11 protein-coding genes are annotated in these 12,729 nt (G+C 72.5%); 9 read left to right on the top strand and 2 right to left on the bottom strand.

The features are described from left to right. The first annotated feature begins 43 nt into the window (after positions 1-43). The 7 genes from AB0469_RS38470 to AB0469_RS38440 all read left to right on the top strand — a co-directional run bounded on the left by AB0469_RS38470 (position 44) and on the right by AB0469_RS38440 (position 7,823). Positions 44-430 carry an MmcQ/YjbR family DNA-binding protein gene (locus tag AB0469_RS38470; RefSeq protein WP_366456252.1) on the top strand — a complete coding sequence of 129 codons (387 nt, stop codon included), beginning with the start codon at positions 44-46 and terminating at the stop codon, positions 428-430. 132 nt (positions 431-562) lie between these two features. Further along, positions 563-1,699, top strand: coding sequence for a CaiB/BaiF CoA-transferase family protein (locus tag AB0469_RS38465; protein ID WP_366456251.1), 1,137 nt, complete (start codon positions 563-565; stop codon positions 1,697-1,699). Beyond that, the gene (locus AB0469_RS38460; protein WP_366456250.1) at positions 1,699-2,724 is read left to right on the top strand and encodes an LLM class F420-dependent oxidoreductase; all 1,026 of its coding nucleotides are present in this window, start codon (positions 1,699-1,701) and stop codon (positions 2,722-2,724) included. The genes AB0469_RS38465 and AB0469_RS38460 overlap by 1 nt, the downstream gene beginning before the upstream one ends. Before the next feature lie 9 nt (positions 2,725-2,733). Beyond that, the gene (locus tag AB0469_RS38455; protein WP_366456248.1) at positions 2,734-3,876 is read left to right on the top strand and encodes an acyl-CoA dehydrogenase family protein; all 1,143 of its coding nucleotides are present in this window, start codon (positions 2,734-2,736) and stop codon (positions 3,874-3,876) included. Positions 3,877-3,934: 58 nt separating this feature from the next. Further along, positions 3,935-5,149, top strand: a complete 1,215-nt coding sequence (locus tag AB0469_RS38450) for an acetyl-CoA C-acetyltransferase (RefSeq protein ID WP_366456247.1) — start codon at positions 3,935-3,937, stop codon at positions 5,147-5,149. A gap of 45 nt (positions 5,150-5,194) precedes the next feature. Next, positions 5,195-7,369, top strand: coding sequence for a 3-hydroxyacyl-CoA dehydrogenase NAD-binding domain-containing protein (locus AB0469_RS38445; RefSeq protein ID WP_366456246.1), 2,175 nt, complete (start codon positions 5,195-5,197; stop codon positions 7,367-7,369). Positions 7,370-7,514: 145 nt separating this feature from the next. Continuing rightward, complete coding sequence (locus AB0469_RS38440) at positions 7,515-7,823, top strand: hypothetical protein (protein WP_366456245.1); 309 nt, start codon at positions 7,515-7,517, stop codon at positions 7,821-7,823. 30 nt (positions 7,824-7,853) lie between these two features. Here AB0469_RS38440 and AB0469_RS38435 read toward each other — a convergent pair whose 3' ends face one another. After that, entirely contained in the window at positions 7,854-8,585 is a 732-nt protein-coding gene (locus AB0469_RS38435; RefSeq protein ID WP_366456244.1) for a MerR family transcriptional regulator, read from the bottom strand. Between the two features lie 85 nt (positions 8,586-8,670). Here AB0469_RS38435 and AB0469_RS38430 point away from each other — a divergent pair, with 85 nt between their 5' ends. Further along, positions 8,671-10,497, top strand: coding sequence for an AMP-dependent synthetase/ligase (locus AB0469_RS38430; protein ID WP_366456243.1), 1,827 nt, complete (start codon positions 8,671-8,673; stop codon positions 10,495-10,497). Positions 10,498-10,597: 100 nt separating this feature from the next. On the opposite strand, the gene sph is transcribed toward AB0469_RS38430, so the two are convergent. Beyond that, positions 10,598-11,587: a sphingomyelin phosphodiesterase gene (gene sph / locus AB0469_RS38425; RefSeq protein WP_366456242.1), complete on the bottom strand. Its 990-nt coding sequence runs from the start codon at positions 11,585-11,587 to the stop codon at positions 10,598-10,600. Between the two features lie 161 nt (positions 11,588-11,748). On the opposite strand from sph, the gene AB0469_RS38420 reads away from it, so the two are divergent. Then, on the top strand, positions 11,749-12,729 hold a 981-nt coding region (locus tag AB0469_RS38420; protein WP_366456241.1), incomplete at its 3' end, for an oxygenase MpaB family protein.

Here is a 12,729-nt window from a genome sequence, read left to right as displayed (position 1 = left end):
GTCCGTGCGAGCAGGTGTGACCTGCGGTAAGTGGGAGGGTTCGATGAAGGCTGCGGTGCGCAAGTGGGAGGCGGTGCGCGCGTTCGCGCTGGGGCTGCCGGAGGCCGTCGAGGAGCATCCCTGGGGACCCGAGGACGGTGTGGTGAAGGTCAACAAGAAGATCTTCGTCTTCCTGGGGAACGCGGACGGTCCCGAACCGCCGGGCCTCTCGGTGAAACTCGAGGACGAGGCCCTGCACGGGCACGCGCTGGCCGCTCCCGGCGCGACGCCCACCGGATACGGCCTGGGCCGGGCGGGGTGGGTGTCGGTGCCGCTGGGGGAGAAGGGGGCGCCGTCGGCGGAGGTGCTGTGCGAATGGGTGGAGGAGAGCTACCGGACGGTCGCGCTCAAGCGGCACGTCAAGGAGCTCGACGCCCGGCGCCCGGCGTGAAGGCGGCGGTGGTGCGGGGGAGATTGCGCCAATCGGCTAAGCGCTTGCTCTTGTGCTGAGTGGGACGCGTTCCTAGCATCGCTGGTGTTACATCAGTTGTGTCACACATGCACCAGGGACGCTGGGGGCCCGATGACAGTGGCGAAGACAGGGACCGGCCCGCTCGCCGGGGTGCGCGTCGTGGAACTCGCGGGCATCGGGCCAGGTCCGTTCGCCGCCATGCTCCTCGCCGACCTCGGCGCGGACGTCGTCCGCGTGGACCGGCCGGGCGGCGGCGGGCTCGGCGTCGATCCGGCGTACGACGTCACCAACCGCAACAAGCGCTCCGTACTCGTCGACCTGAAGTCCGCCGAGGGCCCCGCCCGCGTGCTGGAACTCGTCGAGCGGGCCGACGTGCTCGTCGAGGGCTTCCGGCCCGGTGTCGCCGAGCGGCTCGGGGTCGGCCCGGCGCAGTGCCTCGCCCGCAACCCGAAGCTGGTGTACGGGCGGATGACAGGCTGGGGCCAGGAGGGTCCGCTCGCCCACACCGCCGGCCACGACATCGCGTACATCGCCGTCACCGGCGCCCTCGGCATGATCGGCGACCCGGACGGGCCCCCGGCCGTCCCCGCCAACCTGGTCGGGGACTACGCGGGCGGCTCCCTCTACCTGGTCGTCGGCGTGCTCGCCGCCCTCCAGCACGCCCGCACCCCCGGCGGGAGCGGCCAGGTCGTGGACGCCGCGATCGTCGACGGCACCGCCCACCTCACCGCCATGATCCACGGCATGGTCGCGGCCGGCGGCTGGCAGGACCGGCGCGGCGCCAACCTCCTCGACGGCGGATGCCCCTTCTACGGCACCTACGAGACCTCCGACGGCAAGTACATGGCCGTCGGAGCGCTGGAGCAGCAGTTCTACGACACCTTCGCCGGCCTCCTCGGGATCGCCGACGGGGCCCCCGCCCGCAAGGACCCGGCCCGCTGGGGCGAGCTGCGCGAGCGCGTCGCCGCCCGCTTCAAGGCCCGTACGCGCGCCGAGTGGACGGAGGTCTTCGAGGGCACCGACGCCTGCGTGGCCCCCGTGCTCTCCCTGGGCGAGGCCCCGCACCACCCGCACCTCGCCGCCCGCTCCACCTTCACCGAGGCCGGCGGGATCACCCAGCCCGCGCCCGCGCCCCGCTTCTCCGCCACCCCCACCGGCGCCGTCAGGGGGCCGGCGCAGCCCGGGGCGGACACCGCGTCCGTGGCCCGCGACTGGGACGTACCGGGCCTGACCGGGAAGGACGCCTGATGGAACTGTCCATGCTGCTCGACTACGCGGGCGACCCGCGCCGGGCCGCCGACGAGGCGGCGGCCCTGGAGTCGGCCGGACTCGACGCCGTCTGGGTCGCCGAGGCCTGGGGCTTCGACTCCCCGACCATCATGGGGTACCTGGCGGCGCGGACCGAGCGGATGAAGATCGGCTCGGCCATCGTCAACGTCTACTCCCGCACTCCCGCCCTCATCGCCCAGACCGCCGCCGGACTCGACGCGCTCTCGGGCGGCCGGGCCCTGCTCGGCCTCGGCGCCTCCGGCCCGCAGGTGGTCGAGGGCTGGCACGGCAAGCCGTACGACCGGCCCCTCGGCCGCACCCGCGAGACCGTCGACCTCTGCCGGCGCATCTGGCGCCGCGAGACCATCGACCACCACGGCATCACCGACATGCCCCTGCCGCCCGAGCGCGGCGGACGCCACGGCAAGCCGCTGAAGATCCTCACCCGCCCGGTCCGCGACCGGATCCCCGTCTACATCGCCGCCCTCGGCCCCGCCAACGTCGCCCTGACCGCCGAGATCGCCGACGGCTGGCTGCCCACCCTCTTCCTCCCCGAGAAGGCGCACGCCGTATGGGGGAGCGCCCTCGCCGAGGGTGCGGCGAAGCGGCCCGCCGCGCTCGGCCCGCTCCGGACGGTCGCCGGCGGCCTGCTGGCCATCGGGGAGGACGCGGCGAAGGCCCGGGACCTGGCGCGCCCGCAGATCGCCCTGTACGTCGGCGGGATGGGCGCGCCCGGACGCAACTTCTACAACGACCTCGCCGTGGCCTACGGCTACGAGCAGGAGGCCCGCACGATCCAGGAGCTCTACCTCTCGGGCCGCAAGCGCGACGCGGCCGCCGCCGTCCCGGACGAGTTCTGCGAGCTCATGACCCTCTGCGGACCCGAGGGGTACGTGCGCGAGCGCGTCGAGGCCTTCCGGGAGGCGGGCGTCACCATGCTCAACGTCACGCCCGTCGGCCCCGAGCCGGCCCGTCTGATCGAAACCGTCAAGAGCTGGCTCTAGGGGGCCCCGATGCAACGCCGCATCTACGACGCCGACCACGAGGCGTTCCGCGAGACCGTCCGCACCTTCCTCGCCAAGGAGGTGCTGCCGCACTACGAGCAGTGGGAGAAGGACGGCATCGTCAGCCGCGAGGCCTGGCGCGCCGCCGGCCGCCAGGGGCTGCTCGGCCTCGCCGTCCCGGAGGAGTACGGGGGCGGCGGCAACCCCGACTTCCGCTACGCGGCCGTCCTCGCCGAGGAGTTCACCCGCGCCGGCGCCCCCGGCCTGGCGATCGGCCTGCACAACGACATCATCGGCCCCTACCTCACCTCACTGGGCACCGAGGAGCAGAAGCGCCGCTGGCTGCCCGGCTTCTGCTCCGGCGAGACCGTCACGGCGATCGCGATGACCGAGCCGGGCGCCGGCTCCGACCTCCAGGGCATCCGCACCAGCGCGGAGGACCGCGGCGACCACTGGCTGCTCAACGGCTCCAAGACCTTCATCTCCAACGGCATCCTCGCCGACCTGGTGATCGTCGTCGCGAAGACCACCCCCGAGGGCGGGGCGCACGGACTGTCGCTGCTGGTCGTCGAGCGCGGCGCGGAGGGTTTCGAGCGCGGCCGCAACCTCGACAAGATCGGCCAGAAGTCCCAGGACACCGCCGAACTCTTCTTCAACGACGTACGCGTCCCCAAGGAGAACCTGCTCGGCGAGCTCAACGGCGCCTTCGTCCACCTGATGACCAACCTCGCGCAGGAGCGCATGGGCATCGCCATGGCCGCCATCGCCGCCGCCGAGCACCTGCTGGAGATCACCACCACGTACGTCAAGGAGCGCGAGGCCTTCGGCCGCCCGCTCGCCAAGCTCCAGCACGTCCGCTTCGAGATCGCCGAGATGGCCACCGAGTGCGCGGTCACCCGCTCCTTCCTCGACCGCTGCATCACCGACCACGCGAACGGCGAACTGGACCACGTCCACGCCTCCATGGCCAAGTGGTGGGCCACCGAACTCCAGAAGCGGGTCGCCGACCGCTGCCTCCAGCTGCACGGGGGCTACGGCTACATGAGCGAGTACCGCGTGGCGCGGGCCTTCACCGACGGCCGCATCCAGACCATCTACGGGGGCACGACCGAGATCATGAAGGAGATCATCGGCCGTTCCCTCCTCGGCTGACACCCGAGCCCGCCGGCTCCCCCGACGCATCCCGGACCTCCCCCGAAAGGCAAGACCTGTGAGCACCGAAGCGTACGTGTACGACGCGATCCGCACCCCGCGCGGGCGCGGCAAGGCCAACGGCGCCCTGCACGGCACCAAGCCGATCGACCTGGTCGTCGGCCTCATCCACGCCCTGCGCGAGCGCAACGCCGGCCTCGACCCGGCCACCATCGACGACATCGTCCTCGGCGTCGTCGGCCCCGTCGGCGACCAGGGCTCCGACATCGCCCGCATCGCGGCCATCGCCGCCGGACTCCCCGACACCGTCGCGGGCGTCCAGGAGAACCGCTTCTGTGCCTCCGGCCTCGAAGCCGTCAACCTGGCCGCCGCCAAGGTCCGCTCCGGCTGGGAGGACCTGGTCCTGGCCGGTGGCGTCGAGTCCATGTCCCGCGTCCCGATGGCCTCCGACGGCGGCGCCTGGTTCGCCGACCCGATGACCAACTGGGACACCGGCTTCGTCCCCCAGGGCATCGGCGCCGACCTGATCGCCACCATCGAGGGGTTCACCCGCCGCGACGTCGACGAGTACGCCGCCCTCTCCCAGGAGCGGGCCGCGACCGCCATCAAGGACGGCCGCTTCGCCGGATCCGTGGTCCCCGTCACCGACCGCAACGGCCTGGTCGTCCTCGACCACGAGGAGTTCGTCCGCCCCGGCACCACCGCCGACACCCTCGCCAAGCTGAAGCCGTCCTTCGCCGACATCGGCGACCTCGGCGGCTTCGACGCCGTCGCCCTGCAGAAGTACCACTGGATCGAGAAGATCGACCACGTCCACCACGCCGGCAACTCCTCCGGCATCGTCGACGGCGCCTCCCTCGTCGCCATCGGCTCCCGCGAGGCCGGCGAGCGCAACGGCCTGCGCCCCCGCGCCCGCATCGTCTCGGCGGCCGTCTCCGGCTCCGAGCCCACCATCATGCTCACCGGCCCCGCCCCCGCCACCCGCAAGGCCCTCGCCAAGGCCGGCCTGACCATCGACGACATCGACCTCATCGAGATGAACGAGGCCTTCGCCGGCGTCGTCCTGCGCTTCGTCAAGGACATGGGCGTCTCCCTCGACAAGGTCAACGTCAACGGCGGCGCCATCGCGCTCGGCCACCCGCTCGGCGCCACCGGCGCCATGCTGCTCGGCACCGTCGTCGACGAACTGGAACGCCAGGACAAGCGCTACGGCCTCGTCACCCTCTGCGTCGGCGGCGGCATGGGCGTCGCCACCATCGTCGAGCGCGTCTGATCCGTCCTGACCCCTGATCCCACCCCCGACACGGAAGTAGCGAACATGAGCGAGTCCACCACGATCCGCTGGGAACAGGACGAGACCGGCGTCGTCACCCTGGTCCTCGACGACCCGAACCAGTCCGCCAACACGATGAACCAGGCCTTCAAGGACTCCATCGCGGCCATCGCCGACCGCGCCGAGGCCGAGAAGGACTCCATCCGCGGCATCATCTACACCTCCGCCAAGAAGACCTTCTTCGCCGGCGGCGACCTCAAGGACATGATCGGACTGCGCCCCGAGCACGCGCAGCTCGCCTTCGACACCGGCACCGAGATCAAGCGCTCGCTGCGCCGCATCGAGACCCTCGGCAAGCCCGTCGTCGCCGCGATCAACGGCGCCGCCCTCGGCGGCGGTTACGAGATCTGCCTCGCCTCCCACCACCGCGTCGCCCTCGACGCCCCCGGCTCCAAGATCGGCCTGCCCGAGGTCACCCTCGGCCTGCTCCCGGCCGGCGGCGGCGTCACCCGCACCGTCCGCCTCATGGGCATCGCCGACGCCCTCCTGAAGGTCCTCCTCCAGGGCACCCAGTACAACCCGCAGCGCGCCCTCGACAACGGCCTCGTCCACGAACTGGCCGCCACCCCCGAGGAGATGCTGGCCAAGGCCCGCGCCTTCATCGACGCCAACCCCGAGTCGAAGCAGCCCTGGGACGTCCCCGGCTACAGGATCCCCGGCGGCACGCCGTCCAACCCGCGCTTCGCCGCCAACCTGCCGGCCTTCCCCGCCAACCTCAAGAAGCAGCTGAACGGCGCCCCGTACCCGGCCCCGCGCAACATCCTGGCCTGCGCCGTCGAGGGCTCCCAGGTGGACTTCGAGACCGCGCTGACCATCGAGGCCCGCTACTTCACCGAGCTGGTCACCGGCCAGACCGCGAAGAACATGATCCAGGCCTTCTTCTTCGACCTCCAGGCCGTCAACGCCGGCCGCAGCCGCCCCCAGGGCGTCGAGCCGCGCAGGGTCCGCAGGGTCGCCGTCCTCGGCGCCGGCATGATGGGCGCCGGCATCGCCTACTCCTGCGCCCGCGCGGGCATCGAGGTCGTCCTCAAGGACGTCACCCCCGAAGCCGCCGCCAAGGGCAAGGCGTACTCCGAGAAGCTGCTCGACAAGGCGCTCGCCAAGGGCCGCACCACCGAGGCCAAGCGGGCCGAGCTGCTCGCCCGGATCACCCCGACCGCCGAAGCCGCCGACCTGGCGGGCTGCGACGCCGTCATCGAGGCCGTCTTCGAGGACACCGCCCTCAAGCACAAGGTGTTCCAGGAGATCCAGGACGTGGTCGCCCCCGACGCCCTGCTCTGCTCCAACACCTCCACCCTCCCCATCACCGGCCTCGCCGAAGGGGTCGCGCGCCCCGCCGACTTCATCGGCCTGCACTTCTTCTCGCCCGTCGACAAGATGCCGCTGGTGGAGATCATCAAGGGCGGGCGCACCGGCGACGAGGCCGTCGCCCGCGCCTTCGACCTGGTCCGCCAGATCTCCAAGACCCCCATCGTGGTCAACGACTCGCGCGGCTTCTTCACCTCGCGCGTCATCGGCCAGTTCATCAACGAGGGCGTCGCGATGGTCGGCGAGGGCATCGAGCCCGCCTCCGTCGAACAGGCCGCCGCCCAGGCCGGCTACCCGGCCAAGGTGCTCTCGCTGATGGACGAGCTCACCCTCACCCTCCCGCGCAAGATCCGCAACGAGACCCGCAAGGCCTTCGAGGCCGAGGGCCGCGAGTGGACCGAGCACCCCGCCGACCGCGTCATCGACCGCATGGTCGACGACTTCGGCCGTCCCGGCCGCAGCGGGGGCGCCGGCTTCTACGAGTACGACGAGACCGGCCGGCGCACCCGCATCTGGCCCGGCCTGCGCGAGCACTTCGCCAAGCCGGACGCCGCCCAGGTCCCCTTCGAGGACATGAAGGAGAGGATGCTCTTCGCCGAGGCCGTGGACACCGTCCGCTGCCTGGACGAGGGCGTGCTCACCTCCGTCGCCGACGCCAACATCGGCTCCATCATGGGCATCGGCTTCCCGGCCTGGACCGGCGGCGTGCTCCAGTACATCAACGGCTACGAGGGCGGCCTGCCCGGCTTCGTCGCCCGCGCCCGCGAGCTCGCCGCCACCTACGGCGAGCGCTTCACCCCGCCGGCCTCCCTGGTGGCGAAGTCCGAGCGCGGCGAGACGTACTCCGACTAGCCGGCCAGGCCCTTCCGGGCGCCGGACACGCGTGAGGGGGCCGCCCCGGGGAAGCCCCGGGGCGGCCCCCTCACGCGACACGGCGGTCTTCACGGAGCCCGGCGAAGTCGGCTACGGGACCCTCAAGGGCGGCGTCCACACGCACGTGAACGTCAGGAACACGGAAGACCCGGGAACCCTGGCCGCGCCCCAGGACACGGTCCTGGCCCTGGCGGACAACGGTTACGGACTCCGGTACCGCATCGCCGGGGCGACCGACGGCAGGGTCGGCGGGTTCCGCGACATCGGCGCGTCGGGCACGCGGGAGGAGGAGGGCCGGACCTCGGACAGCCTCGTCTTCTGCAAGACGGACGGCACCGCGTGGACCTCGAAGCTCAGTGGGAACACCTCCGCCAACGTCGGACCCCCCGCCGGGGTCTCCTCGGGCCGGACGTTCTTCGCGGGCGGTGTGTGAGACCGCGAACAGGGCTTCCGCAGGCGGCGTTCACCCGGTCTCCGAGGTGAACGCCGCCTTCAGCTCCTCCTTCAACGACCGCTGGAAGGCCGTCACCAGGGCCTGCACCACCATCGGCTGCATGTGCGCCGACAGCGCCTTCATCGACTCGATCTGCTCCAGATCGCTCTCGCCCTCGGTGAAGGGCCCCCACACCTCGTCCCGGAACAGCGCCGTCAGCTGGTGCGCCGCCGTCCGCGCGTGGCCCACCAGGATGTCCCGCGCCACCAGCAGCGTCTCGTGCGCGATCGGCACGTCGAGCAGCGCCACCCCCAGCCGCAGCAGGCCCAGGTCCACCCGGAAGCCCCCGTCCGCCTCCGACAGGACGTTCATCGCGGCCAGCCGGCGCAGGTCCGCGTCCGACAGGCCCCGCCCGGCCCGCCGCTCCAGCTCCTCCCGCGACACCTCCCGCGCCGTGTCCGGCGCCCAGGTCGCCACCAGCGCCCGGTGGATGGCCAGGTCGTGCGGGCTCAGGTCGTCGGGGAGCGCGTCCAGGTAGCGCTGGATCGCCGACAGGGTCATCCCCTGGTGCTGGAGCTCCTCGATCAGCGCCAGCCGCGACAGGTGCTCCGGCCCGTAGTGCCCCACCCGACGGGGTCCGATCACGGGAGGGGGCAAAAGCCCGCGCGTGCTGTAGAACCGTACGGTGCGGACGGTGACACCGGCCTTCGACGCCAGCTCGTCGACGGTGAGCATCGGCTCGGTCGCCCCGTGGTCGGCCATCGTCTGCGCCTCGCTCTCTGCTGCACGGCTTGGGTTCAACAGTATTGCTGTCGCACCAACGATGTGAAACGGCCAGGAGCTGCCCATGACCACGAACCTGCGACTGCCCGGACGTCCCGAAGACCTCACCCTCCCGTCCCTGCTCGCCCGCAACGCCACCGAACACCCGGACCTGCCCGCCCTCTCCTGGCGGACCCCGGACGGCTGGCAGACCCTCACCTGGAGCGAGGCCCGCCGCCGCGTCGCCGTCCTCGCCGCCGGATACACCGCCCTGGGCGTCGCCCGCGGCGAGCACGTCCTGCTGATGATGGGCAACCGGCCCGAGCACTGGCTCAGCGACCTCGCCCTCGTCCACCTCGGCGCCGTCCCCGTCACCGTCTACGGGACCTCCGCGCCCGAGCAGATCGCCCACATCGCCCGCCACAGCCGGGCCCGGCTCGCCGTCGTCGAGGGCGCCCGCGAACTCGCCCGCTGGGCCCCGCTGCTGGACGACCCCGCCACCCCGCTGGAACGCCTCGTCGTCGCCGAGGCCGCCGAGGCCGGCCCGCACACCACCTACGCCTCCCTCTGCGCGAGCGGCGCCCGCCTCCACCGCGCCGACGCCTTCGAGAAGGCCTGGCAGGAGGCCCGCCCCGAGGACCCCCTGACCGTCGTCTACACCTCCGGCACCACCGGCGACCCCAAGGGCGTCCGGCTCAGCCACCGCAACATCCTGCTCCAGTCCGTGCGCCTCGACCGGCACGTGGACCTCCCCGAGCACGCCGATCACGTCTGCTACCTGCCCTTCGCCCACATCGCCGAACGGATCCTCGGCATCTACCTGCCGCTGCTGCGCGCCGCGCACGTCCGGCTCGTCGCCGATCCCACCGCGGTGGCCGCCGCGGTCCGGGAGCTGCGGCCCGTGCAGTTCTTCGGTGTGCCCCGGGTCTGGGAGAAGCTCGCCGCGGGCGTACGGGCGGTGCTCGCGGGCCTCCCGGAGGAGCAGCGGCGCGCCATCGAGGGGGCCGGGGACGTGGCCCGCGCCCGGGCGGGCCACCGGGAGCGCGGCGAGGAGGTCCCGGCCGCGCTGGAGGCCGCGTACGCGGAGGCGAAGGAGCGGGTGCTGGACCCGCTGCTGCGGCTGGCGGGGCTGGACCGGCTCCTGTGGACGGCCAGCGCGACCGCGCCGATGCCGATCGACGTGGTCCGCTTCTGGGCGGGCTGGGGGATCACCATCATGGACGCCTGGGGCCTGACGGAGACCTCCGGCGTGTGCACCGTCAACAGCAACAGCCCCGGGGGCTTCCGGCTGGGCTCGGTGGGCCGGCCCATCGAGGGGCTGGAGCTCAGGCTCGCCGAGGACGGGGAGGTCCTCGCCCGCGGAGCGACCGTCTTCGACGGCTACCTGCGGCCCGACGGGACGGTGGAGGGCGCCGCCGACGCCGAGGGCTGGTTCCCCACCGGGGACATCGGCCGGATCGACGAGGACGGCTTCCTGTGGCTCACCGACCGCAAGAAGGAGCTGATCATCACCTCGAACGGCAAGAACGTGGCCCCCGCTCTGGTGGAGAACACCGTCAAGGAGCACCCGCTGATCGGCCAGGCCCTGGTCCACGGCGACGGCCGCTCCTACCTCGTCGCCCTGCTGGTCCTGGACCCCGAGCTGGCCCCGGCCTGGGCCGCCGCCCGGGGCATCGAGGCGGCCACCCTGGCCGACCTGGCCGCCCACCCGGCGGTCCTGGAGGAGACCGCCCGCGCGGTGGAGAGCGCCAACGCCCGCCTCAACCGCACGGAACAGATCAAGCGCTACCGCCTCCTCGCGGAGGAATGGGGCCCGGAGACGGGCGAACTCACCCCGACGCTGAAACTCCGGCGACGCGTGGTCCGGGAGCGCTACGGGCACCTGATCGAGGGACTGTACGAGGAGGACTGACCGCCGCCCGGGCCCGGGCGGGCGGGGCCGGGGTCCCGGCCTTCCAGCCCCGCCCGCCCGGGGAGGCCCCCACCCACCCCCCCGGCCCGGGCCGGCTGCGTCAGCGGCCGATGACCGGGTAGTGGTCCGAGAGGTTGGAGTACGTGTACGACGTGCCCCAGCTGGAGACCGTCCAGGGGGTCGACTGCTCCTTGACCACGTTGTTCTCCCAGCCCGACGGGCGGGCGTTGCCCTTGCGGTAGAGGACGTAGTCCAGGTCCTCGCGGGGGTCCGTCGGGTAGCGGTAGTTGGCGATCGAGTTGAGCGCCGTGTCGAAGGAGTACGGGTGGCCCGTGCGGGTGTCGGCGCCGGCCAGGTCGAGGTCCGCGAGCATCGAGGAGTACTCCGCGCTGCGGGAGTCGACGTTCATGTCGCCCGCCACGATGACCTGTTCGCCCGCCGGGATGTTCTTGGCGTCCAGGAACGCGTCTATCGCCTTGAACTGGCGGCTGCGCATCTGCGCCGCCTCGCCCGCGCCGCAGCCCGGGTCGGTGGACTGGGCGTGCGTGCCGACCACGTGCACCCTGGTGCCGCCGACGTCCAGCACCACGTACGCGAAGCCCTTGTTGGACCACCAGTCGGCGCCGCAGGCGTCCTTGTAGACCACCTGTTCCTTGCGCAGGATCGGCCACTTGCTGAGGACCGTGACGCCGCCGTCCTCCGGGGTGGTGGAGGAGTACGAGCCGCCCGTGGCGTCCCAGCCGCTCTTGCTGCGTCCCACGACCGGGGTCTGGTAGGGGTACTGGGCGGCGGCGTTCGCCTTCAGGGCTTCCGACGCGCTGTTGTCGAAGGCCTCCTGGAGGACGACCACGTCGTGGCCCTGGAAGAACGAGGCCCTGGGGATCTCCGCGGCGCGGTGGGCCTGGCCCCAGTTCGGGTACAGGTTCGTGCTCATCAGGAACGTGTTGTACGTCAGGACGCTCAGCCGGGGCGCGGCAGCGGTCTCGGCCGCCGTGGCGGCGGGCGCGGAGGCGAGGGCGAGGGCTGCTGCGGCCGCGGCCGCGGCGACGGCCGTGGCGGCGGCGCGGCCGCGGTGCGTGATCTGCTGCATGGAGGTCTCCATCAGTCCTGTGGAATCCCGGGGAATCCCGGGGAATCCTGCGGGGGGAAGATCGACGCCGTTATCCAAGCAGCCGCGGTTACTTCGGGGTAACACCCGTGACAAGACTTTCTGTCCGGCCCGCGACTTCTCGCGCTCGCATAATTGACCTCATGAACCACGCGGGTCACATCTCCCCCGAAAGCCCCATCAGGCGCCTCGATCCCGAGCCTCCGCCGCCCGGCGGGGTGCTGTGGAGCACCGCGGGGGACATCCGCTCCCTGCTGACCCTGCCCGCGGCCTTCACGATGCAGGTCGCCCACCCGGCCGTCGGGGCCGGTGTCGACCAGTACTCGGTCTTCCGCACCGACCCCTGGGGGCGCGGCGAGCGCTCGCTGCGCTCCGTGATGCTGTGGGTCTACGGCGGGGAGGAGGCCGCCGCCGAGGGACGCCGGGTGCGCCGGCTGCACAAGGAGATCAGGGGCACCGACACCCGGGGGCGGCGCTACCACTCCCTGGACCCCGCCTGCTACGCCTGGGTGCACGCCACCGGCTTCCCGGTCGCCCAGTACGCCGGCCGCTACCTCTTCCGCCGCACCACCGCCGCCCAGGACCGGCAGATGTACCGGGAGTGGCTCCAGGTGGGCCGGATCCTGGGGCTGCGGGACCGGGACATGCCGCAGACCGTCGAGGAGTTCTGGCCCTACTACCACCGGATGCTGGCCGAGGAGATCGAGCCGACCAAGGTCGCCCGCGAGCTGGTCGCCACCGATGCCGACCTGCCGTGCCCCGAGCCGTCCTCCCGGGCGCTGCGGCTGCTGCTGCGGTGCACCTGGCCGCTCCTGCGCTCCGGCTACCTGCGCTTCCGCGCCTTCGTCACCGTCGGCTACATGCCGCCCGAGGCCCGCGCCGCCATCGGCCTGGAGTGGACGCCGGCCCAGGAGCGGCGGCTGCGGCGGTTCAGCACCGCGGTGCGGCTCCTCGTACCGCTCCTGCCCGAACGGCTGCGCTACCTCCCGCAGGCCCGCGCCGCCCGGGCGCGCCGGCGCGCCGGGGCGGCGCGGGGGGGGCCCAGCCGCGGCCCCCCCGCCCAAGCCAGCGGCACAGGTCTGTTATGCGGTAGGTGGGGGGGAATTTCTTTAAGCGCAAGTTGG

Source organism: Streptomyces sp. NPDC093801 (assembly GCF_040701585.1).
Classification (GTDB): Bacteria; Actinomycetota; Actinomycetes; order Streptomycetales; family Streptomycetaceae; genus Streptomyces.
This window is presented reverse-complemented; position numbering and strand designations above follow the sequence as displayed.